At 59.7% G+C, this 22,258-nt stretch carries 19 protein-coding genes and 1 pseudogene; 5 read left to right on the forward strand and 15 right to left on the reverse strand.

The annotated features are described in order from the left end of the window. Positions 1 to 65 precede the first annotated feature (65 nt). Together ACTHN9_RS12050 and ACTHN9_RS12055 are read left to right on the forward strand one after the other, a co-directional pair. Entirely contained in the window at positions 66 to 839 is a 774-nt protein-coding gene (locus ACTHN9_RS12050) for a DUF969 domain-containing protein (RefSeq protein WP_440536990.1), read from the forward strand. A 2-nt stretch (positions 840 to 841) separates the two neighbouring features. Next, positions 842 to 1,798 (forward strand): DUF979 domain-containing protein, encoded by a 957-nt coding sequence (locus ACTHN9_RS12055; RefSeq protein ID WP_440536991.1) that lies wholly within the window; start codon positions 842 to 844, stop codon positions 1,796 to 1,798. A gap of 86 nt (positions 1,799 to 1,884) precedes the next feature. Here ACTHN9_RS12055 and ACTHN9_RS12060 read toward each other — a convergent pair whose 3' ends face one another. Both ACTHN9_RS12060 and ACTHN9_RS12065 read right to left on the reverse strand, forming a co-directional pair. Continuing rightward, positions 1,885 to 2,904: a glycosyltransferase family protein gene (locus ACTHN9_RS12060; RefSeq protein ID WP_440536992.1), complete on the reverse strand. Its 1,020-nt coding sequence runs from the start codon at positions 2,902 to 2,904 to the stop codon at positions 1,885 to 1,887. Positions 2,905 to 3,171: 267 nt separating this feature from the next. Further along, positions 3,172 to 3,264: pseudogene (locus tag ACTHN9_RS12065) on the reverse strand (TraB/GumN family protein); the annotation flags it as partial. A gap of 255 nt (positions 3,265 to 3,519) precedes the next feature. Between ACTHN9_RS12065 and ACTHN9_RS12070 the strand changes: the two are divergent. Continuing rightward, entirely contained in the window at positions 3,520 to 5,307 is a 1,788-nt protein-coding gene (locus tag ACTHN9_RS12070; RefSeq protein WP_440536993.1) for an ABC transporter ATP-binding protein, read from the forward strand. Between the two features lie 117 nt (positions 5,308 to 5,424). Here the strand turns inward: ACTHN9_RS12070 and ACTHN9_RS12075 are convergent, their stop codons facing one another. The 7 genes from ACTHN9_RS12075 to ACTHN9_RS12105 form a co-directional block, all read right to left on the reverse strand. Further along, positions 5,425 to 6,567 carry a TraB/GumN family protein gene (locus tag ACTHN9_RS12075; RefSeq protein ID WP_440536994.1) on the reverse strand — a complete coding sequence of 381 codons (1,143 nt, stop codon included), beginning with the start codon at positions 6,565 to 6,567 and terminating at the stop codon, positions 5,425 to 5,427. Further along, the gene (locus ACTHN9_RS12080) at positions 6,560 to 7,579 is read right to left on the reverse strand and encodes a peptide ABC transporter ATP-binding protein (RefSeq protein ID WP_440536995.1); all 1,020 of its coding nucleotides are present in this window, start codon (positions 7,577 to 7,579) and stop codon (positions 6,560 to 6,562) included. Before ACTHN9_RS12080 ends, ACTHN9_RS12075 begins: the two co-directional genes overlap by 8 nt. Next, positions 7,576 to 8,589, reverse strand: a complete 1,014-nt coding sequence (locus ACTHN9_RS12085; RefSeq protein WP_440536996.1) for an ABC transporter ATP-binding protein — start codon at positions 8,587 to 8,589, stop codon at positions 7,576 to 7,578. Before ACTHN9_RS12085 ends, ACTHN9_RS12080 begins: the two co-directional genes overlap by 4 nt. Beyond that, positions 8,586 to 9,500 carry an ABC transporter permease subunit gene (locus ACTHN9_RS12090; RefSeq protein WP_440536997.1) on the reverse strand — a complete coding sequence of 305 codons (915 nt, stop codon included), beginning with the start codon at positions 9,498 to 9,500 and terminating at the stop codon, positions 8,586 to 8,588. The genes ACTHN9_RS12085 and ACTHN9_RS12090 overlap by 4 nt, the downstream gene beginning before the upstream one ends. A 14-nt stretch (positions 9,501 to 9,514) precedes the next feature. After that, positions 9,515 to 10,525, reverse strand: coding sequence for an ABC transporter permease subunit (locus ACTHN9_RS12095; protein ID WP_440536998.1), 1,011 nt, complete (start codon positions 10,523 to 10,525; stop codon positions 9,515 to 9,517). A 165-nt stretch (positions 10,526 to 10,690) separates the two neighbouring features. Continuing rightward, positions 10,691 to 12,322, reverse strand: a complete 1,632-nt coding sequence (locus ACTHN9_RS12100) for an ABC transporter substrate-binding protein (protein ID WP_440536999.1) — start codon at positions 12,320 to 12,322, stop codon at positions 10,691 to 10,693. Positions 12,323 to 12,572: 250 nt separating this feature from the next. Then, complete coding sequence (locus ACTHN9_RS12105; RefSeq protein ID WP_440537012.1) at positions 12,573 to 14,213, reverse strand: ABC transporter substrate-binding protein; 1,641 nt, start codon at positions 14,211 to 14,213, stop codon at positions 12,573 to 12,575. Between the two features lie 263 nt (positions 14,214 to 14,476). Between ACTHN9_RS12105 and ACTHN9_RS12110 the strand changes: the two genes are divergently transcribed. Both ACTHN9_RS12110 and ggt read left to right on the forward strand, forming a co-directional pair. Continuing rightward, positions 14,477 to 15,337 carry a MurR/RpiR family transcriptional regulator gene (locus tag ACTHN9_RS12110; RefSeq protein ID WP_440537000.1) on the forward strand — a complete coding sequence of 287 codons (861 nt, stop codon included), beginning with the start codon at positions 14,477 to 14,479 and terminating at the stop codon, positions 15,335 to 15,337. 162 nt (positions 15,338 to 15,499) lie between these two features. Then, positions 15,500 to 17,161, forward strand: a complete 1,662-nt coding sequence (gene ggt / locus ACTHN9_RS12115) for a gamma-glutamyltransferase (protein WP_440537013.1) — start codon at positions 15,500 to 15,502, stop codon at positions 17,159 to 17,161. A gap of 124 nt (positions 17,162 to 17,285) precedes the next feature. Here ggt and ACTHN9_RS12120 read toward each other — a convergent pair whose 3' ends face one another. From ACTHN9_RS12120 to ACTHN9_RS12145, 6 genes are all read right to left on the reverse strand, one after another. Then, positions 17,286 to 17,588: a HigA family addiction module antitoxin gene (locus ACTHN9_RS12120; RefSeq protein WP_440537001.1), complete on the reverse strand. Its 303-nt coding sequence runs from the start codon at positions 17,586 to 17,588 to the stop codon at positions 17,286 to 17,288. 20 nt (positions 17,589 to 17,608) lie between these two features. Further along, positions 17,609 to 17,887 carry a type II toxin-antitoxin system RelE/ParE family toxin gene (locus ACTHN9_RS12125; RefSeq protein ID WP_440537002.1) on the reverse strand — a complete coding sequence of 93 codons (279 nt, stop codon included), beginning with the start codon at positions 17,885 to 17,887 and terminating at the stop codon, positions 17,609 to 17,611. 389 nt (positions 17,888 to 18,276) lie between these two features. Continuing rightward, a complete protein-coding gene (locus tag ACTHN9_RS12130; RefSeq protein WP_440537003.1) occupies positions 18,277 to 18,810 on the reverse strand; it encodes a hypothetical protein in 534 nt (177 codons plus the stop codon). A gap of 892 nt (positions 18,811 to 19,702) precedes the next feature. Next, positions 19,703 to 20,059: a hypothetical protein gene (locus ACTHN9_RS12135; protein ID WP_440537004.1), complete on the reverse strand. Its 357-nt coding sequence runs from the start codon at positions 20,057 to 20,059 to the stop codon at positions 19,703 to 19,705. Between the two features lie 106 nt (positions 20,060 to 20,165). Further along, a complete protein-coding gene (locus ACTHN9_RS12140) occupies positions 20,166 to 20,510 on the reverse strand; it encodes a hypothetical protein (protein ID WP_440537005.1) in 345 nt (114 codons plus the stop codon). Between the two features lie 1,003 nt (positions 20,511 to 21,513). Beyond that, positions 21,514 to 22,258: RHS repeat domain-containing protein (locus ACTHN9_RS12145; RefSeq protein WP_440537006.1), on the reverse strand; the 745-nt coding region annotated here is incomplete at its 5' end.

Here is a 22,258-nt window from a genome sequence, read left to right on the forward strand (position 1 = left end):
CGCATTCGATAAAAAGGGCGGCGTGCTCGACGTGGTTCGACGACTCGTCACATGGAGACATTTAAATGCAGACCAACCTATGGCCATTGTTGGGGGTAGCCGTCATCGTCGTCGGCTTTCTCCTACGATTCAATCCGATGTTGATCGTCGCTTGCGCGGCGATCGTCACCCCGCTGTGCGCGCATTTTCCCCCTGACAAGATTTTGGCCGCGATCGGCTCCGGCTTTTTGAAAACGCGCAACATTCCGCTCATCATCTTGCTGCCGCTGGCCGTCATCGGATTATTGGAACGGCATGGGCTGCGCGAGCGGGCGCAAATTTGGATTTCCAGCATCAAGGCGGCGACGGCCGGACGCCTGTTGATCGTCTATTTGCTCGTGCGCGAACTCACGGCCGCTGTCGGCTTGACCGGCCTCGGCGGGCACCCGCAGATGGTGCGGCCGCTGCTGGCGCCGATGGCCGAAGGCGCAACCGAAGCGCGCTACGGAAAGATTTCCGATGCGGTCCGCTACAAGCTGCGTGCGTTTTCCGCGGCGACCGACAACGTCGGCCTATTTTTTGGCGAGGACATCTTCGTCGCTTTCGGTGCCATCGTGTTGATGGTGACGTTCTTGAAGGAAGCCGGCATTACCGTCGCGCCGATGCACGTGGCCGTCTGGGGGATGCCGACGGCACTCGCCGCCTTCCTCATTCACAGCGCGCGCTTGTATTGGCTCGATCGGCGTCTCGCCAAGGAACTCGAGCGCGACAAGCAAGGCACGGCCGCCGATGGGCGCAGCGACGCGTCGCCCGGGGCCGGCCTGCCGGTGCAGCCGTCCACCAATGTCGCAGGGGAATGACGATGACGCTCAAACTCGTTCATTTGTTTTGGCTCGTTGGTGTCGTGCTGCTCGTAGTCGGCACGATGATCGTTACCGATAAGGCGCATCCGCGCCGCTTTGCAGCCGGTGGATTTTGGTTGATCTATGCGGTGATCTTTCTCATCGGCGATTGGCTGCCTGTCCAATTGGTGGGCGTACTCGTGATCGCCATGGCACTGATCGCGGGCTTCGGCGGCGTGCTGGGCGCCAAACCGAAGATGCCGAGCGACGAGACGCGTTACGCCAGCGCGAAGCGGCTCGGCAATCTGCTGTTCGTGCCGGCGTTGACCATTCCTGTCGTGACCGTGGTGGTCACGTTGCTCGCGGGGCGGCTCACGGTTAATGGCGCGCCGCTCGTCGAGCCGAAGAACGCGACGCTCGTGGGCTTCGGGATCGGGTGCATCGTTGCATTGGCGGTGGCGTGCTTCGTCACGCGCGATTCCGTGGGGCAATCGGCCAAGGAGGCTCGGCGGTTGATCGACGCGCTGTCTTGGGCGGCGGTGCTGCCGCAGATGTTGGGGATGCTCGGGCTGGTGTTCGCCGATTCGGGCGTGGGCAAGGCTGTCGCCCATGTGGCCACGGCTTACGTGAATCTCGACTATCGTTTTGTCGCGGTGGCCGTTTATTGTATTGGCATGGCGCTGTTCACGATGGTGATGGGCAACGGCTTCGCCGCGTTTCCGGTGATGACGGGCGGCATCGGCGTACCGATCCTCGTCAATGTGTTCCACGGCAATCCCGCGGTGATGGTGGCGATCGGGATGTTCTCGGGGTACTGCGGCACGTTGATGACGCCGATGGCGGCGAACTTCAACATGGTGCCCGCGGCGCTGCTGGAATTGCCGGATAAGAACGCGGTCATCAAGGCGCAAGCGCCGACGGGGGTGTTGTTGTTGATCGTGAATATCTTGCTGCTTAATGGGTTGATGTTTAGGTGATGGGGTGAGGGAGGCGGCCCACGACGAGGTGGGCGTGTGGGCCGCCGCCGATTCGTGTCCGAACGCGGAATATGACGGAAGTCGACTTACCGCCCAACCGCGCTACTCCCCGACACGCATTCGGCGAGACACAGCCGATGAATCTCTTGCGCGCGCACCGCCGTCGTATGGTGCGCGGCCACTTTCCGCGCCGCGCTTTCCGTCATTGCCGACCAGCGTGGATCTGCATCGACGAACAAGCGTTGAACGGATGCGGCATCGTCCATCACGTGAAAAATGTCCGTGCCCAGATAATGCTCGCCCTCGTTGAACCCCAGCGCCGCGAGTTGAGCACCGAGCGACGGGCGATCCGCAAGTACCAAGCACCCTGCCCCCATTGCCTCGAGCACCTTAGCCACCAGGTAGTGGAAAATCGAACCGCACGCGAGCATCGCGGGATACCGTCGCAACAACGAGGCATATCGCTCCCTGCCCACGGCCGCCAACGCCCTGGCGTCGGCCTGCATTCGGTTGGCCCGATCCCCCGGATAACCGGGATATCCCGGGTGATCCACGACATGACAAACATCCGGCGACAGCTTCGCCGCGCAGAACTGGCGAAACGGATAGGGCCACGTGCGAGATCCCGAGAGCAAGATCCGGTCGGAAGTGGGAGCGAATATCGGCGTGAAATAGGAAGCGGCCGCATGCGGTATCCATCGCACGTGCCTCGTCGTTTCCGGAAACCACTCCGCCAATTTCTGCGGATAGGCCGCGAGGATCGTTTCCGCCCAATCGAACGCGCGTTGCCGCTGCGCTCGGCGATGGGCGCCGAAACAATGCACGTCGTCGCAATAGACGATGCGCCTGACAGTCTTGGGCAACGCATCGAACGAGGCGCTGTGCTGCTCAAGAAGCTCGTAGCACTCCCACAGCAACACGACACGCGCTCGACGAACGGACGTCAGCACCTCTTCATCGTCGATGGTGCCGACCACAATCGATTTCCACCCTAGCGCCACGAGGTGTTGATGAATTTCATGAAATTCGCGGGAGATGTAGGTATTCCAGCCCGGAGGCACGCAGAGAACGAGATCGCCCGTCGCGGCTACGTCATTTGATTCCATCGCGGTTATCCAGAATTGGTTCGACACAGGGGAAAGGCTACGGCCGCATTCAGCGAGCGCACTGCCTTTATCGACCGACCAGGGAGAAGACCCGGCAAAAATCGTATTGACCGAGGACGTTAAGCGACTTCCGGTCCTCGCTCGAACAGGTGCGAAAATTTCGGACGGATGGAAGGTCAGTCGCGGCGCGCTCCGCTTATCATTGCGATCAACGGCCGTCGCGGCGCCGAATGGACCGATCGACGCGTGCTCCCCGTGCGCGCAATCCGCCTCAACCTCAACCCCGCGCTGCCGCAACAGTGCGAGCACGCCCTTCGGCCCACCAAAATGCAGCGCGCTGATCGCGACGAAAGTCGCCCGACCGACTCCGAGGCTCCGCCCACGCCCCTAGCTGTCGAAATGCCCCGCACGCACATGAGGATCACCCTTCCGGTTCCGTCGTGTCGCGGACAGGCAGAGCGATGCCGTCTTCGTTGAAATCGGGAAATCGTCCGAAAATTCCTCGTTTCCAATCGAAAACGTTCAATCACGCACAGAATCCGCTCCCCAGGTTACTCGATCGGCATCGACCGCGGCGAAGGATGGACGAATGATGCGCTGGGGCAGCGAATCAACATGCACTCAAAGCTTCTCGGATCTGATTTGAATATGCGCACTACAGCGTTTACCTTTTTTTCGTCCGTCGTCAAACGATATCGCGTACGATACTCCCTCATCGCCTTCTTTGAGATACTTCAGGCAGCCAGCGGAATTTCTGCCCCGTTGGTTTTTGGCCTCCTGATAGATGCCATCGGAAAACGTGACACCTCCTCGACGATCCAGATAATTTTATTGTCGATATTTCTGGCGCTTATCCTAGGTGACATGCTTTTTTCGCGAATTTCCGGCGGCATGTTTGTACGAACACTGGCACACCAACGGCACTGGGCGGTCGAACGGCTGTATGAGCGCGTTCTATGTTACCCACGAACTTTCTATTTGCAACGCTCCGCAGCCCTCATTTCACACCGAATCTCCGAGACGTCCGTTGCCGTCAATCAAATATTAGGTTGTGCGATATTCGATTTTTGGCCGATGACCGTCGCGTTGTGTTTTGCAGCGGCGATGCTTTTTTCCGCATCAGTTTGGCTTGGTATGTTCATGCTGACGTGGATCTCCATCTTCTTTTGTGCCTCACTTTATTTTGCAAAAAATGGCGGAGATCGTGCATTGCAGGCGGCGAAGCGCGAAAACGAAACCAACGCACACGTTTCCGACGCTTTGCAAAATCATCTTATTGTCAGCCTCTTTGATGGATCGGCACGAGAGCTTAAGAGATTGGAAGCGATTCGTGCGAAAGAGATGGCGGCGATTGATCCCTCGAACAACTATTTCGAACTGGTTCGATGGGTGCAGTTCGGCGCAATGGCTACACTAGCGATCGTGGTCGTCACGCTTTCGTTTTCGCTATACCTACACGACAAAATCGGGATAGCTCTGCTGACGATGGCGATCGGATTGATCGTCAACATCATCAACTACACGCATAATCTTAGTCAGCGATTGGCAGATTTCTTCGGATTTTGGGGGCGACTGAACGACGGAGTCACCGACCTGCTCGCACACGATACGACGGAGAAGTGCACGTGCGCGGCCCATGAGCCGATGCGCAGCTGCGACATACAATTCGAGCGCGTCGAATTTTCCTATCAAGACGATCGTCACATTATCAAGAACCTAACGCTCAACATTCCAGCTGGCCAGAAGATTGGGATCGTCGGTGCATCCGGCGCGGGGAAAAGTACAATTTTAGGATTGCTGCTTAAGCTGCACGCCCCCACTTCCGGGCGAATATATTTGGGAGACGAATCTATCGATACGATCTGCGCCCGCAAGCTGCGATGCAATATTGCTGTGATTCCACAAGAAGCGCTCCTCTTTAACCGATCCGTCTTGGAGAACCTTCAGTACGGTGACAGGCACGCCGATTCTGCCGACGTGCGGTGCGCGGCGAAACTCGCCGACGCGCACGAGTTCATCAACGCCCTACCGGCTTCATACGATACGTTGATCGGCTGCGACGGCGTGGCCCTATCGGGTGGCGAGCGGCAGAGGATAGCGATCGCCCGAGCGTTCGTGAAAGACGCTCCGATTTTGATCGCGGATGAAGCAACCGCAAATCTCGACCCGCTGGCGGAGGAAGCGATACGAGACGCGCTACTTCGTATCGACACATCGAAGACGGTGTTGGTCGTTGCTCACCGGCTTCGGATGGTCGCACGCCTCGATAGGATCATCGTTCTCGATGAGGGCACGGTCGTGGAGGATGGTACGCATGACGAGCTGATCGCTCGCGGTGGACTGTATCGCGTGTTGTGGGACCTCGAATCGGAACGAGCGACTCATCCGCAGCCTCGGCCCTGATGCGAGATCGAGACGTTGCGCCAGCGAGCAACCTTTAGGTCAGCCGAGCGGCATAGCCATACGCTCGCCCGAAGAGAGCAGCTTTACAGTTGCAACGCTCTCGCGCTCCCCGCGCGCTCACCCCGCCTCAACCGCAAACCCCCGCTGCCGCAACAGCGCCAGCACCCCCTTCGGCCCACCAAAATGCAGCGAGCCGATCGCCACGAAAATCGGCCGATTGGGTCCGGCGATCGCGATCATGCGCGTAACGAACCGCCGGTTGCGTTCATAAACGATGCGGTTATCGAGCGCCCGCGCCACAGCGGGCGTGCGCGCGAGCCGCTCCGACTTGGCCGCCGCCCACGCGGCGATCGCATCGGCATCGCCTACCCGCCACAATCGATGCAGCGTCTTCACGTCCGCCATGTTCTGCGCCGGTGTTTGCGCCAAATCCTGTGCAAGCATTTCGCGTTGCTCGGCCAGCGTCAGATTCGTGAACGCCCGCATCTGCTCGGCCAGCGTCTCGAGGCCGACGATCTTGCCGCGCGTCGGCAAATAGATATTCTCCAACTGCGCCTCGGTGCCGTATTCCGTTTGCAAGCCCGCAGCCAGCGAATCGTAGGTTTCGACGAGCAACGCCGCGAGCCAAGGCCGCGTCTTCTTGATCTCCTCGAGCGCCGCCGGATTGCCACGCAAGCGAAAGGCGAGCTTGCGCATGAGCGCCTCGGGCAACAAACGCGGCAAACAGGCATACCGACACACGCCGTACTTCGACACGTCGTCCTGCGATCGAAGCAAATCGTCGGGCGAGATTTCGAGCGCGAGTGTAGGCGACGCCCTCAGCGCCGCCATGATCGGCGGCCGAAACGGCTGACTCTTCGGGTAATCGTAAGGATCGCCGACGTGCAGCGTCCCAAGCAGATAGATCGTCGTCGTCCCTTTCGTGGCGACGTAGAACGGCATGTGCGCGGGTTCGGCCCGCACCGCCCCGCTCGCGCTCGTGCCGTCGAAGCCGGGCGGCGGCCCATGAAAACCGGGTATCGTCGCGCTAGGCATCGGCGCGCTGGGCGCCGCTTGCGTGACCGGGGCGTTAGCGGGCCCCGCGAAGGCCGGCGCGATCGGCCCGCCGGAACGCGGATCGAGCGCCAAGCTAAAGACCAACGTGAGCACGAGTGCCTGCATCCGCCGCAGGCAGGCCCGTGCCCGCCGCGCGAGAACCGCCACGAAGGCGCCCTCGCGCGGGCGGCGCGCACGATTACGCGCCGCCCTCGTTTCAGCCATCCGCGTCCCCCACCTCCTCGGCACGGTGGCACGACACGAAGCGGCCGTCGACTTCCCGCAGCTTCGGTTCTTCCACTCGGCACCGCTCGATCGCATACGGGCAACGCTGATGGAACGTGCAGCCCGAGGGCGGATTGAGCGGCGACGGCATTTCGCCTTGGAGCTTGATTTGCGTGCGCCGATCGGCCTCGAAGATGGCCGGCGTGGCCGACATCAACGAACGCGTATACGGATGGCGCGGCTTGGCAAAAATCGTCTTTTTGTCGCCCAACTCGGCCACGCCGCCGAAATACATGACCATCACGTCGTCGGCAATATGCTCGACGACGGCCAGGTTGTGCGAAATAAAGACGTAACTCGTCTTGAACTGCGCTTGCAAGTCCATAAACAGATTCAAAATCTGCGCCTGGATGGAAACGTCGAGCGCCGAAACGGGTTCGTCGGCCACCACGATGCGCGGATCCAGAATCATCGCACGAGCAATGGCAATTCGCTGCCTTTGTCCGCCAGAAAACATGTGCGGATAGCGTTTTGCGTGTTCCGGACGCAACCCGACCGTGCGCATCATCTGCGCCACCCGGCCCGCGCGCTCGGCCGCCGTCATCGATGCATTGATGACAAGCGGCTCGGCCAGCGTCTGCTCCACCGTCTTGCGCGGATTGAGCGAGGCGAACGGGTTTTGAAACACCATCTGCACGCGGCGGCGCAGTTGGGCCAGTTTCGCCGAATCCGCCCCGGCCACATCCTCGCCTTCCACCAGCAAGCGTCCCGACGTGGGCGGCTCGATCATCGTCAGTTGCCGGGCGAGCGTCGATTTGCCGCAGCCCGACTCGCCCACGACCGCGAGCGTCTTACCACGCACCAGTGAGAACGACACGCCGTTCAGCGCCTTGACCGTCGCGTGGCCGAACATGCCGCGCCGAACGGGGTAATGCTTGGTCAGCCCGTCCGCGATCAGGACGAGATCGTCGTCATGCCGCGGCGCGCGCGAAACTTCCGGTACTGCGTTCATCGGGCGCCTCCGTGGTAGGACTCGTTCGAGCGGATTGCATCGAGATTCAAGGGTTTAATGCAGCGGACACGCGCGTCGGGCACCGTCGGATCGAGCGCCTCGAGCGCCGGCCGGCCCTTGCGGCAATCGTCCACCACGTACTTGCAGCGCGGCGCGAAAAGGCATCCGCTCGGGCGATCGTCCCGCCCCGGCACCATCCCGGGCAACGCCGATAACCGCTTGGCGCCCCGGTTGTGCTCGGGAATGGCGGCCAACAGCGCTTCCGTGTACGGATGATGCGGCTTCGCGAAGATGTCGGGTACCCGATTCGTCTCGATGACTTCGCCGGCATACATTACCGCCACGCGCTGCGCCACTTGTGAAACGACCGCCAAATCGTGGGAGATCAGCACGAGCGCCATACCGCGCTCTTTCTGCAGCTTGACGAGCAAATCCATGATCTGGGCCTGGATCGTCACGTCGAGGGCAGTGGTCGGCTCGTCCGCGATCAACAGCTTCGGATTACAGGCGACGGCCATCGCGATCATCACGCGCTGGTTCATGCCGCCCGACAGCTGATGCGGAAATGCCGTAATGCGGCTCTTGGCGTCGGGAATGCCAACCTGATCGAGCAATTCGAGCGCGCGCCGATCGAGCGCCGCGCCGCGCAACCCCTCGTGCAGCTTCAGCACTTCCTTGATCTGATAGCCGACGGTGTAGCTCGGGTTCAGGCTCGTCAACGCATCCTGGAACACCATGGCGATGTCCTTGCCGATGATCTTGCGTCGCGCCTTCGCCGACGCATTGAGCAGATCTTTGCCGTCGAACGTGATTTCGTCGGCGGTGACGACACCGGGCGCGTCGATGAGGCCCATGAGTGCCATCATCGTCACGCTCTTGCCGGACCCCGATTCGCCGACGACGCCCACGACCTCGCCCGGCGCGACCGAGAAGCTCACGCCGTCGACGGCGGGCGCGCCGCCGAACGTCACCGCCAAATTGCGGATGGTCAAAAGAGTGTTCATGGTCATGCCATCCGTTTCAGTTTCGGATCGAGGGCGTCGCGCAGCCCGTCGCCGAGCAGATTGATCGCGAGGACCGAAATGACGATCGCCAGGCCAGGCATCGTGACGATCCACCATGCGTTATCGATGTAGTCGCGCGCGGAGGCGAGCATCGCCCCCCACTCGGCCGTCGGCGGCTGCACACCCAAGCCCAAAAAGCCGAGCGCAGCCGCATCGAGAATCGCCGACGAAAAACCGAGCGTGGCCTGCACGATCAGCGGCGCCGTGCAGTTGGGCAGGACCTGCGAGAACATGAGCCGCAGCGTACCGGCTCCGGCCACGCGCGATGCGGTCACGTATTCCTTGTGCAGCTCGCCCTGCGCCGAGGCGCGCGTGAGCCGCACATAGCCTGGCAGCGCGACGATCGCAATGGCGAACATCGTGTTCGTGAGCCCCGGGCCGATGATCGCGACCACCGCCACCGCCAGCAGCAGCGACGGCAACGCGAGCAGCACGTCCATCGCGCGCATGATCGGCGTATCGGCCCAGCGGAAGAACGCCGCGCACAGGCCGAGCACGACGCCCGGTATCAACGCGAGCACCACCGACACGAAGCCGATCCAGAACGACATGCGCGCACCGAACATCAGGCGAGCCAAGATGTCGCGGCCGGCTTCGTCCGTGCCGAGCACGAACTTCCAATTGCCGCCGCTGAGCCAGGCCGGCGGAATTTTAACGGCGTCGCGGTACTGCTCGATCGGGCTATGCGGCGCGATGAGCGGCGCGAACAAGGCGATGAAGACGAGCGCCAGCACGACGATGCCAGCCGCCACCGCGCCGCGATTGCGCGAGAAGTTGCTCCAGAACTCGCGCAGCGCGAGCGCGCGTCCGCTTGGCGGCGTGACGCTTTGAGGCACCGTGTTTTGAATGTCTGCCATGATTGCGGGCTCCTTTAGCGCGTATAGCGAATGCGAGGATTGAGCACGCCGTACAGCAGATCGACGCAAAGGTTCACGACGATCACGAGCGTCGCGATCAACAATATGCCGCCCTGCACGACCGGATAATCGCGCCGGCTGATCGCATCGATAAGCCACTTGCCGATACCGGGCCACGAGAACAGCGTCTCGGTCAGCACCGCGCCGGCGAGCAGCGTGCCCACTTGCAGGCCGATCACGGTTACGACAGGAATCAGCGCATTGCGCAGTGCATGGACGACGATCACGCGTGCGGGTGATAGCCCTTTCGCGCGCGCCGTGCGGATATAGTCTTCGCGCAAGACTTCGAGCATCGAGGAGCGCGTCATGCGCGCGACGACGGCCAACGGAATGGTGCCGAGCACGATCGCAGGCAGGATGAGATGGAGCACCGCCGATTTGAACGCCCCTTCGTCGGGCGCGAGCAGCGAATCGATCAACATGAAGCCCGTCACGTGCGTGATGTCGTATTCGACGTCGATGCGCCCCGACACGGGCGTCCACCCCAGCGCGACGGAGAACACCATGATGAGGATGAGCCCCCACCAAAAAATCGGCATCGAATAGCCGGTGAGTGCGGTGCCCATCACGCCATGGTCGACGATCGTGCCGCGCTTGAGCGCCGCGAAGACACCCGCCGGCAAACCGATGACGAGCGCGAACAGCATCGCGCAAATCGACAGCTCGACGGTGGCCGGAAAGCGCGCCAGAAACTCATTCATCACGCTGGTGTTCGTAATGATCGAAACGCCGAGGTTGCCGTGCAGCGCGCGCCAAACGTAGTGGATGTACTGCAGAGGAAGCGGTTCGTCGAGCCCCAGTCGATGCAGCGCTTGCGCGTGCATCACCGGATCGACGCCGCGCTCGCCCATCATCACTTCGATGGGATCGCCGGGAATCAAATGGATCAGCGCAAAGGCAAGGATCGTAATGCCGATGAAAGTCGGTATCACCATCCCGATGCGGCGTAAAACGAATCGGAACATGGTTCGTCCCTTTATTGCAGAGGAAAAATGCGACCGGCGACGAGGAGCGGGCGCACCGAGTGGGCAGCACTCGGCGCGCCTTCCCCTGTCGCCGGAGAACGGACTTAACGCGGCGTCGGGCACGCGTGCTCCCGAGCGGACTCGGGAGAGCGTACCGCATCGCCGTTACTTCATGCTGACGCCGTCGAAACGAGCATAGCCGAGCGGATCGATACGCATATCGAGAACGTTCTTAGTCGTCGGCTGATAGATGGTGGAGTGGGCGATCGGCGAGTACGGCAACTGTTGCGAGAAAATCTGCTGCGCTTGCATGTAGATCTTCGAACGCGCTTCTTGCCCACTCGTCGTCCGGCCCTTCTGGATCAGATCGTCGAACGGCTTGTAGCACCACTCCGAGAAGTTGTTGCCGTGCACGGCTTGGCAGCCGAGCAGCGTGCCGAGCCAGTTGTCGGGATCGCCGTTGTCGCCGCTCCAGCCGATCAGCATCGAATCGTCTTCGCCCGCGTGCGCGCGCTTGATGTACTCGCCCCATTCGTAGGTGACGATCTTCGCCTTGACACCGATCTTCGCCCAATCGGACTGGATCATTTCGGCCATCAGCTTTGCATTCGGGTTGTACGGGCGCTGCACGGGCATCGCCCACAGCGTGATGTCGAAACCGTTCGGGAAGCCCGCTTTCGCGAGCAACGCCTTGGCCTTCGCCGTATCGTACGACGCCACCGGCAGGTTGCCGTCGTAGGACCATTGCGTCGGCGGCATCGGCGCCTTCGCCGGTTGGCCTGCGCCTTGATAGACCGATTCGATGATGGCCTTCTTGTTGATGGCCATGTCGAGCGCGCGGCGCACGTCCACATTGTCCAGCGGCTTATGCGTCACGTTGTACGACAGGTAGCCGAGGTTGAAGCCCGCCTGTGAGGGCATCGCAATGTCGGCGTCCTTCTTCAGATCGGCGATGTCCGCCGGGTTCGGATAGCTCATCACCTGGCATTCGTTGCGCTTGAGCTTTTGCGCGCGCACGCTCGCATCGGTCGTGATCGAAAAAATCAAATTCTTCAGCTTCACGGCGCCCGGTTTCCAATAATCGGGATTGCCCGTAAAGCGAATCGTCGCGTCCTTCGTGTAGCTCTTGAAGACGAACGGACCGGTGCCGAGCGGCTTCTGGTTGATGTCCGAGGCCTTGCCTTCCTTCAGGAGTTGATCGGCGTACTCCGCGGAGAGGATCGAGGCGAACTCCATCGCCATGTTCTGGATGAACGGGGCGTTCACTTCCTTGAGCGTGAAGCGCACCGTGTACGGATCCACTTTTTCGACCTTCTCGATCAGCTTGTCGAGGCCCATGTCGGTGAAGTACGGAAACGACACCGGGTACGCCTTGCGGAACGGCTGATTCGGATCGAGCATGCGCTCGAACGTGAAGATCACGTCGTCCGCATTGAATTCGCGCGTCGGCTTGAAGTACTCCGTCGTTTGAAACTTCACGCCGTGACGCAAATGAAAGGTGTACACCTTACCGTCGGGCGACACGTCCCACGACTGCGCGAGGCCCGGCTCCACTTCCGTGCCGCCGCGCTTGAATTCGACGAGACGGTTGTAGACGGTGAACGTGTTCGCGGTGAAATCGGTCCCCGTCGTGTATTGCGCGGGATCGAAACCGGCAGGACTGCCCTCGGAGCAATACACGAGGGTCTTGTTGGGAATGTCGGCCGCGTGCGAGATCGTCGCCGCGAGCGATACCGTCACGGTGGCGGCTGCGATCGCGCTCAACCGCACAGCGCGCAACAGTTTGTTTTGCTTCATGTTTCCTCCAGGTCTGAAGGCCAGCCAAAGCCAGCGTACGCGGATATTACTGAGCTTTGATTACCCGAACAAGCGGTCGGGAAAAGGCAACGATCAGCACTTGTTCGCGTTGACTTTGTGCTCCGCGCATGTTTAGTGCCACTAAAATTCCGTGTCAAGTCCGCCGACATCTCATGTCTAGGCGATTGGTCAGATGATTCAACGCGGGCATACCCGCAGGCACGACGATGCCGATTCGGCGAGCGGCGGTTTACTTGAGGCCGACACCCCAGAATTGCGTGGGGCCGAACGGATCGATCTCGAAGCCCACGACGTTCTTGCGCAGCGGCTGGTAGACCGTGGAATGCGCGATCGGCGTGAACGGCACTTGGCGCTTGAAGATTTCCTGGGCCTGCGTGTAAAGCCGGGTACGCTCGCCCACGTCGTTCGTCTCGCGGGCTTTGACGATCAGATCGTCGAACGGTTTATCGCACCACTTCGAGAAATTGCTGCCGTTCACCGCGGCGCAACCGAGCAGCACGCCGAGCCAATTATCGGGGTCGCCGTTATCGCCGGTGAAGCCGATCAACATCGCGTCGTGCTCGCCCGCATGTGCGCGGCGCACGTATTCGCCCCATTCGTAGGTCACGATTTTTGCATGCACGCCGATCTTCGCCCAATCGGCTTGAATCATCTCGGCCATCAAACGTGCGTTCGGGTTGTACGGACGCTGGACCGGCATGGCCCATAAGGTCAGCGTAAGGCCGTCCGGATAGCCGGCCTTCGCGAGCAGCGCCTTCGCTTGCGCCGGATCGTAGGGTGCGTCCTTGAGCGCCGCGTCGTAAGACCATTGTGTCGGCGGCATCGGATTCACCGCCACTTGCCCCGCGCCCTGATAGACCGATTTGACGATCGCTCGCTTGTCGATCGACATGTCGAGTGCACGGCGCACGTCCACGTTGTCGAGCGGCTTATGCGTCGTGTTGTAGGCGAGAAAGCCGAGATTGAAACCCACTTGGTGGGGGACTTGTAGATTCGGATCGCTCGATAACGATGCGATATCGGCCGGGCGCGGATAGTTCATCACCTGGCATTCGTCGATTTTCAGCTTTTCCGCGCGCACCGCCGGATCGGGTGTGATTTCGAATACGAGCTTGCTTAGGCGCACGACGCCGCGCTTCCAATAGTCGGGATTCCCATCGAAGCGAATCGTCGCGTCCTTCTCGTAGCTGCGAAAGATGAATGGCCCCGTCCCGATCGGATAGCGATTCAAATCCGCTGCTTTGCCCGCACGCATGAGTTCGCCCGCGTACTCGGCCGAAATAATCGACGCGAACGGCATCGCCAGTTCCGATAGGAACGGGGCGCTCGCGGTATGCAACGTCATGCGGACCGTATAGCGATCGATCTTCTCCACTTTCGCGAGGTTCGTCGCGAGCCCGAGATCGGAGAAGTACGGAAACGCGACGGGATAGGCCTTGCGCAACGCGTCGTTCGGATCGCGCATGCGCTCGAAAGTTTGCACAACATCGTCGGCGTCGAACTCGCGCGTGGGCTTGAAGTACGCCGTCGTATGAAATTTCACGCCTTGACGCAGGTGAAACGTATAGACGCGGCCGTCGTCCGAAATCTCCCACGATTGCGCGAGGCCCGGCTCGACTTTCGTGCCGCCATGCTCGAATTCGACGAGGCGGTTATAGACCGTATAAGCAGCGGCGGAGAATTCGACGCTCGTCGTGTATTGCGCCGGATCGAAGCCGGCGGGACTCGCATCCGAGCAAAACACGAGCGTTTTGGCGGGCAACTCGGCCGCATCGCTATGGGCAGCGCCGAGGAGGACGCTGGCCATAGCGGCGGCCATGGCGATGCATGCAGTGAAGCGAACGGCGAATAGAGGACGACGCGTGGGCAAAGGCATCGGCATTGGCGCTCCTTCGGTGGCGAACCGGGCAAGCGTAGCACGGGGAATCACGAGTGCCGTGCTGACAATGTAATGCTTATCACGCTCGCTTGCCGCAACGAATGGCTTGCTCGTTGACTAGTCACGGGTAAACACCGACGCATTACGTCGTTGACGATGCTTTTTGGCTTGCTACGATGATCTCCACGTAATGAACGTTACATCGCCGGTTTCGGCCTGCGCATCGAATCGAAGATTTCATCGAACGAATCATCGTGGCACTCCCTTCCGTGAGGATGCTGCTCAAGCAGCGCGAGGCATCCGTAACCCCTGCCGAGCGGCGCATCATTGCCGTGCTGCTCGCCAATTACCCCAGCGCGGCGCTAACGTCGATCTCGCAGTTGGCGACGTCCGCCGACGTAAGCGACCCCACCGTCCATCGGCTGGTCTTGAAGCTCGGCTTCGAGGGCTATCCCGAGTTTCAGCGCGCGTTGCTCGCCGAAGTCGATGCACGGATGAACTCGCCGTTGTCGCGGCTCGAATCGTCGGCCGACCAACCGCATACCGAAGACACGCAGCACGCGATGCTCGGCTCGCTGACGCTCGCCATCGGCAAGACGGCGGAGCTGTCGTCGCGCGAAGACTTCGAGCGCACGGTCGCCTTGCTCGCCGATCCGCAACGCACCGTGTTGTGCTGCGGCGGCCGAGCGAGCGGATTTATCGCCGGGTGGCTTGCCGTGCTCCTGAGCCAGGTGCGCGCGCGCACGCGACATGTCGAGCCGTCGCTCGAGCGCGGTTCCGAAGCGCTGGCCGATCTCGTACCGGGCGACGTGCTCATCGTCTACGACTACCGCCGCTATCAGGAAAGCGTCGTCCAATTCGCGCGGGCGGCGCGCGAACTCGGGGCACAGGTCGTGCTGTTCACCGATGAATGGCGCTCGCCGATTGCGAGCTTCGCCGATGTCGTCCACGTGTCGTTCGTGCAAAGCGCGTCGCCGTTCGATACGAAAGTGCCGGTCGTCGCGCAAACCGAAGCGCTCGTCGCGGCGCTGGTGCAACGCGCGAGCGTCGAGGCCAAGTCCCGATTGAAACGCATCGAAGCATTGAGAGCCGGGCGCGTCGCCGAGGACGCTTGAGCCGGCCGCCTACCCCACCACCGAAATCGAACTCATTGTGAGCATCCGATGAAAAAAGACACCCCACTCATTGCCGCGCTCGCCGCGGCCCTGATCGCGACAAGCACGCTTGCCGCCAGCGCCTATGCCGCTTCGCGTCCTGCTGTCGAGGCCCGCAACGGCATGGTCGTCACCTCGCAACATTTGGCCTCGCAAGTCGGCATCGACATCTTGAAGATGGGCGGCAATGCCATCGATGCGGCCGTGGCGGTCGGCTACGCGCAGGCGGTCGTCAACCCGTGCTGCGGCAATATCGGCGGCGGCGGCTTCATGACGCTGCACCTCGCCGACGGCCGCGACACATTCATCAACTTCCGCGAAACGGCACCGGCCGCGGCGACGGCGAACATGTACCTCGATGCCGAAGGCAACGTGAAGAAGGGCGCCAGCTTGTACGGCTACGGCGCCGTGGGCGTGCCGGGTACGGTGATGGGGATGGACCTTGCCGAGCGCAAATACGGCAAGCTCACGCGCGAACAGGTGATGGCGCCGGCCATCAAGCTCGCGCGCGACGGGTTCGTGCTGACGCGCGCCGATACCGACATCCTCGATACGACCGTCAAGCGCTTTGCACAGGACCCGGGCATCGCACGCATCTTCCTGCGCAAGGACGGCACGCCCCTGCAACCCGGCGATCGTCTCGTGCAGAAGGATTTGGCCAATACGCTCGAAGCGATTGCCAAGCACGGCCCCGATGCGTTCTACAAAGGCAAGATTCCGCGAGCGATCGAAGCGGCGTCGAAGGCAAACGGTGGGCTGCTGACGACGGCCGATTTCGCGAATTATCGGGCCATCGAAATGACGCCTGTCACTTGCGACTATCACGGCTATACGTTCATCTCGGCGCCGCCGCCGAGTTCGGGCGGCACGACGATGTGCGAAATCTTGAATACGGTTGAAGGATACGACCTCAAGGGTTTCGGGTGGCATTCGGCGCAGGCGGTGCACTACATGGCCGAGGCGATGCGTCATGCCTATGCCGATCGCAATACGAAGCTCGGCGATCCGGCGTTCGTGAAGAATCCGCTCGATGAGTTGCTCAGCAAATCGTATGCGGCGCAGATTCGGGCATCGATCGAAGCCAATAAGGCTACGCCGTCGATGCAATTGGCCGATGCGGCATCGCTGCCCGAGAAGAAGGAAACGACGCATTATTCGATCGTCGACAAAGCGGGCAACGCCGTGTCGACGACGTACACCGTCAACGGGCGCTTCGGTGCGGTCGTGATGGCACCGGGCACGGGCTTCTTCTTGAACGACGAGATGGACGACTTCACGTCGAAGGTGGGCGCGCAGAACATGTTCGGCCTCGTGCAGGGCCCGAACAATGCGATCGCACCGGGCAAGCGGCCGCTTTCGTCGATGGCACCCACGATCGTGACGAAGGACGGCAAGGTGTTTCTCGTGATCGGCTCGCCGGGCGGTTCGCGGATCATTACGACGACGTTGGAAACGGCCATCGACATTATCGATTACGGCATGGAGCCGCAGGAGGCTGTCGATGCGGCGCGGATTCACGAGCAATGGTTGCCGGATGTCGTGTATTACGAGCCGTATGGGTTGTCGACCGATACGCTGAAGATCCTCGCGAACGAGGGCTACAAGATGGTTCAGCAAACGCCTTGGGGCGCGGCCGAGTTGGTCGAAGTCGGGTTGCCTGGATTGGCGGCGGATGCATCGCAGAGTTCGGGGAACGATTCGGCGGTGGGTGGGAAGGTGCGCGTGGGGTATTTCTACGGTGCCAATGACGAGCGGCGGCCGGCGGGGGAGGCGTTGGGGTATTGATTAGGTGAGCGATCAGCTCGCTCACTCGATTTTGATCTTCCTTCGTGGAGGCCGAGTGCGAGGGCTGGTCGCCAAGTACGGTCAGCGCTCGATCGAACGTTGAGCGTGCGGGCGTTGCCGCATGTCAGCCAGCAATGGCATGCGATCGAATCTCGGCAATCTTGGCCTCCCCGATCCGTTCTTTGGCCATTTCGGTGTCGTAGTGTGTTTGAAGGTTCATCCAGCTTTGCGGATCCACGCCAAAGAAAGCGCCTAACCGTACAGCCGTATCGGCCGTGATCGCTCGCCCGTGCTTGACAATCTCGTTGATTCGCCGCGCCGGTACACCAATCGCCTTGGCTAAGGCATATTGCGAAATGCCCATCGGCTCAAGCCACTCGAGTGCAAGGATCTCGCCAGGCGTTGCCAGCGGAACTTCCCGAGCCATAGGTTTCCCCCTGGGGTGAGTTAATGGTAGTCGACGATTTCCACGTCTGTCGCAGTGCCGCTTGCAAACCGAAAGCACACGCGCCACTGACTATTGATGCGGATGCTGTATTGCCCGACCCGATCTCTCTTGAGCACTTCCAGTTGGTTTCCCGGAGGAATCCTCAAGAAGTCCAGATCCGCCGCCGCGTGCAACTGCTGTAGCTTTCGTATGGCCACGCCCTCGATGTTGGCGAACCGCGCAACTCTCTTTCCGTTGAAGAGCGTTGCCGTGTCACGACACTTAAAAGAAGTGATCATTTGAATGAATATTAACGCCACACGTTATTAACGTCAAGCGTTATTAGTGTTGCGTGCAGAGCCGTTTGACGGCAGCACATGCCGATACCGCGAGGGGCCACATCCTACAGGGGCCGAAGTCTGTTGGTCGGTCTCTCTCCATTTCTCAGACACAAGCACGTCGGCCGGCTTCTAAGTTGATCGGGACGCGCCCAACCGGCATGCGAACGATGAACGGCGACCGGCGGGGAAGGCGTTGGGGTATTGATGGGTTTTTCGCGGCCATCGGCGGCGGGTTCGTGGGCGGTGGCTGTGAAGAGATGCGTCGATAGGCGTTTCAACCGATCATCGATTTTAGATGGGAGTCCGCTTCCTTGCGGACTGCCGGCAGCTTACGGCTCAGCCGCCCGCTACCGCTGGCGCTTATCGATATCTGGCCGCTTCAATCGATCGTCGATTTCAGACAATAGATCTCTGCCGCGCCGGCTGCCAGCGGCTTCCGCGGCAGCCGCCCACCTCCGAGCTTGGACCAGCTCGGACGGTTGGGCATCCATCAATGCAATCGCCAACGCACACTGTGCTCGTTCGGAACCCAAAGAAGCGGCGGTAAGGCGCCATTTACTCAATTGCGCGTCATTGTAGTCGGCAAGTGAGAAGTGAAGATAAAGGGCCTCGGCGGACCTGGCGTCTCCGGCCTCTGCTGTGGCGAGGTTTGCGTTGAGTTCTGCAGGTTGCAGCCAGAATCTCTCACGTCCACTCACCGGGGTGCCCTCGGGCAGATCATCGAGGTTGGCAAAGCCATCGCTCACCGAGGCTAGCAACCATTTGCTTGCCTCTTGGTCTTCGCCCAACTCTTCATAGTGCTCGTACAGAGCGAACGCTGCTTGCGAATCGCCGGCCTCTGCACGTTGCTTGTTGAACTCGAATTCCTCGGGAGTTAGCATTGAACCTCCGGCGCTGCATGTCTGTATAAACGGTAGTGAGACTACTCTTGACGCGTAATGCCGCTTCGCTGTAGCAGGTCTCTGAGGCAGGCTTTACAAACCCGTTTGCCGTGGTCGAACAGCGAGTCGACGGCTTGCTGGTCTGCTTGGCAATCCACACTCAGAACTGAATCAGCGTGAATGCCCAATAGTGCGGTTATGAATTTTGAGTCGAACCAATGCACCGACTCACGTCCTCGTGATGTAGCTATAACCTTGACGAGACTAGAGGCATCTAATATGTCACCGGTCTCGATCGCAGATGCGATCACCGGCGACGATGTTACAGGGAAGACAATTCCGTGAATCCGGCATGTCGCAAGGGGATCGTCTACATACGCGCCCTCTGCTATTGGTGCCGTGTCGAATGCACGCTCTCGTGAGGTCGGGGCGTTGGGCTCTTCGCCAGAGCGGACAAGTAGCTCGTTAAGGCACTCTGGGCAGACGTAGACGAGGACCTTCTCGAACGAAGCAATCTCTCGCGGCACCTTTACGCGCACGATCCCATCAGCGACCTCTGCGGAATTCACGCATGCGGCCACCTCAGCCTGAGTCGCCCATACTTGGTAGCTGCGCTTGATGCGCTCCAGCGACACTCGAACAAGTACGTGCCGTGTGAATTCGCCCCTCGTTTTAAGGCGATCGCAAACAGCTTGCGATGCCCTAGTAAAGCCCTGCAACCCATGGCGAGAGCAAAGAACTCGGCTCATTTTCCTACTTCCTCGTTTTGCCTTCATGCGTGTGGACCGAGCATGGCATCTTGAACTCGCGCGAGATCTGGAAACATCGGCATCTCCGGCGGGGCGGTTGCCCCATTACGCCGTCGGCTAACATGTCATCACTTTTTCACAAATCAAACAACGGTTAGATCGTCCTTGTATGCGAGTTTGTAATACTTGGCGATTACGGCTGCAACCTGATCCCTCTCAGCCTCGTCGATGTTCCTTCCGCTATCCCACTTCTTTATGCTTTTCTTGCTTAGCATCGCGTCTCGAGCAGACACGACACAAATAACAGCCTCGCTACCGATTTGAAAATAGAGCCCCTCGCCTTTGTATACAACAAGTAATCGGATAACTCCAAGAGTAGCGTCACTATATTCGTGTGCAGATTTTTCGATCTTCAGTTCTTTTATATGGATCAACTCATCTTTTCTCATCTTGCACCTAAGCTGCGTCCTATTACTCGTTGCCTTCACGAAGCGCATCACGGTACATTCCGCGATATGACAGTACGCCCCCTGCCGCCGCAGGGGTAGCAACGTCCGCAGTTACTCGCGGCATGGAGAATCGCACAAATCGAGCAGAACGGACTCCCTAGTTGGTTTTCTTCAAATGCTCTGCAAAACACTTCGCGCAAACAGTCGTGAGCCGATCAAAAACGGCGGCATACTTGTTTTCAAATTTCGAATCAAACAATTCTAGATCGGGCGTCGGCATCTCAAACTCTTTCGCAACACTTCTCGAAACAAAGTATGAAATGCTTGCAGACCCGTCCTCTAGACAGTCGATATCGTATCGCAATACGTCCAGCTTTCTCCCACCGGCCTTCATCCCTGCTGCAATGTCGACTGAAACGTGGGCTATCCCAGACGCCCCATGTGTCTTACAGCGAATTCTTCCCATTTTCCCTATCAGCGCCATCCAATTTTCATTGAGCATTTAATGCGACATCGCAATTTCAGTGATCGAAAGCCGCATATGAGGCCATCAGTCATCACGTCACTTGCTTCCCATCGATCCACATTCCAGACCAGACGTTGATCCGGCAACTGCATCAAGTATGAAGCATGATTCATCTGCCCCTCACGCTATTCGGTGCTGTTGCTACTTGGATCGATGCGAACGAGTTACTTTCAAAACTCGAAGCAATGTTTCGTCGTTTGCACCAGCCTGCCCCGCGTCAACATCTACCGAAACGTTTTTGCAGGTGCAATAGACGTTGCCTTCAGGCCGAGACGGAATAATGTCCGAGCATCGAAGATATTGATAGAAAATTGTATCTGAAACCAGCAGAGAATTCTCTGATCTGCGACGCAATCCAATTAGCAAAAACATTGACGTTTTCATACCCCCTTCATTTTCCGAGGCTTGCATGTAGCGCCCCAAATCTCTTTCAATTTCCCATCTTAGATTGACCGTCGGTTAAATAGGCAGAGGGCCGCGCCAGCGGCCCTCTGCCCATTTAAGCGGTACGAACTGGTCTCACGGCGGATGCGCATGGCGAGCGCGCCACACAGGGCTCTACGGCGCAAAGCCGTACCGGCGATGCTTTCCGCATAAGCAAAAGTTACCCCTCGTCATGGCCAATTATTGGTTGGCTTGATCAATGAAGGCTGATACTAACGTCTGGATTGAGACGCGATTAATTCATGGAGGCAGGGGGTGCATGTTGCGGTAAACATACCGATGGCCGACTCCATTGCTGCTTCATTGGTGAATCGATACGTTTCGCTGCCTTCGTGGATCCCCCCCAGATGAACGACTTCCACTATGTCGTCGTCCAACATGTAGCCGGGATACTCAATATCTTCGAATGCTAGGGTAATTGGACGAACGAGGGGCGCGCGGCCCCAGGCCGAACGGTCTCTTACAAGATCGAAGAGCGCATGCGAGACCAGATCGCCGCCCGCGCGGCCATGGATGCGACAAATGACTAGCGGCATTACGGTACCTTTACTTTGAAGCCGAGCCTCTTGAGGAACTTCATCTGTCCAAGCGGGCCTTGTGGCACGTCAACACCACCTGCTCTCAAGACGTTTGCCACATGATCGACGCAACTGTTCGTCCTTTCATCGTACTTACCGAGGTTGGCACCAATTTTCGACTGCTGATATGCAATCGCGGAATTTGGAGCGGGCACAGGCACTTCAGCAGTGTGCAAGATCGGGTCACCAGTCATCACTCGTCTTTGGCGCTCGTTGACGATCGTAGTATCGCCGGTCTCAGGATCTTCAGTCTGGTGCGTATGCGCTGATGCAGTGTTGCTCTCTACCTCAACGGTGTAGTGCCCGGTGCGGCTGCCCTGGACGGCGTAGTGTCGAATAATCGCCTTTCCTTCGCACGGGCAGCACGTTAGCCCCAACGGATCAACCCACTGAGCGGGATTCGGTGCGTATTGATACAGGTTGAGACCGCCCGTCAAGCCGATCGGATCCATCGAGATGAACCGGCCCATCGCAGGATCGTAGTACCGATGCCGGTTGTAGTGAAGGCCAGATTCTTCGTCTAGCTGCTGACCTTGAAACCGAATCGGGTTCCTGGGCGTCATCCCCGCAGCCTGCGACGCCCGCTCGATCACCTTCTGCGTTTCGCCCCAGGCCTTGTACGACGCTTCCCACACCACCTCGCTCGCATCGTCCGTCATCAACAACGGCGTGCCGATCTGATCGCAATGATAATAGAACAGG

This window comes from Trinickia sp. (genome assembly GCF_051953405.1).
GTDB lineage: Bacteria > Pseudomonadota > Gammaproteobacteria > Burkholderiales > Burkholderiaceae > Trinickia.

Excerpts from the sequence above, each read along its gene's own strand:
- ACTHN9_RS12075 (WP_440536994.1), bottom strand. The coding sequence starts at position 6,567 with ATGGCTGAAACGAGGGCGGCGCGTAATCGTGCGCGCCGCCCGCGCGAG.
- ACTHN9_RS12060 (WP_440536992.1), bottom strand. The coding sequence starts at position 2,904 with ATGGAATCAAATGACGTAGCCGCGACGGGCGATCTCGTTCTCTGCGTG.
- ACTHN9_RS12080 (WP_440536995.1), bottom strand. The coding sequence starts at position 7,579 with ATGAACGCAGTACCGGAAGTTTCGCGCGCGCCGCGGCATGACGACGAT.
- ACTHN9_RS12095 (WP_440536998.1), bottom strand. The coding sequence starts at position 10,525 with ATGTTCCGATTCGTTTTACGCCGCATCGGGATGGTGATACCGACTTTC.
- ACTHN9_RS12100 (WP_440536999.1), bottom strand. The coding sequence starts at position 12,322 with ATGAAGCAAAACAAACTGTTGCGCGCTGTGCGGTTGAGCGCGATCGCA.
- ACTHN9_RS12085 (WP_440536996.1), bottom strand. The coding sequence starts at position 8,589 with ATGACCATGAACACTCTTTTGACCATCCGCAATTTGGCGGTGACGTTC.
- ACTHN9_RS12070 (WP_440536993.1), top strand. The coding sequence starts at position 3,520 with ATGCACTCAAAGCTTCTCGGATCTGATTTGAATATGCGCACTACAGCG.
- ACTHN9_RS12130 (WP_440537003.1), bottom strand. The coding sequence starts at position 18,810 with ATGCTAACTCCCGAGGAATTCGAGTTCAACAAGCAACGTGCAGAGGCC.
- ACTHN9_RS12140 (WP_440537005.1), bottom strand. The coding sequence starts at position 20,510 with ATGCTCAATGAAAATTGGATGGCGCTGATAGGGAAAATGGGAAGAATT.
- ggt (WP_440537013.1), top strand. The coding sequence starts at position 15,500 with ATGGTCGTCACCTCGCAACATTTGGCCTCGCAAGTCGGCATCGACATC.
- ACTHN9_RS12090 (WP_440536997.1), bottom strand. The coding sequence starts at position 9,500 with ATGGCAGACATTCAAAACACGGTGCCTCAAAGCGTCACGCCGCCAAGC.
- ACTHN9_RS12050 (WP_440536990.1), top strand. The coding sequence starts at position 66 with ATGCAGACCAACCTATGGCCATTGTTGGGGGTAGCCGTCATCGTCGTC.
- ACTHN9_RS12055 (WP_440536991.1), top strand. The coding sequence starts at position 842 with ATGACGCTCAAACTCGTTCATTTGTTTTGGCTCGTTGGTGTCGTGCTG.
- ACTHN9_RS12125 (WP_440537002.1), bottom strand. The coding sequence starts at position 17,887 with ATGATCACTTCTTTTAAGTGTCGTGACACGGCAACGCTCTTCAACGGA.
- ACTHN9_RS12120 (WP_440537001.1), bottom strand. The coding sequence starts at position 17,588 with ATGGCTCGGGAAGTTCCGCTGGCAACGCCTGGCGAGATCCTTGCACTC.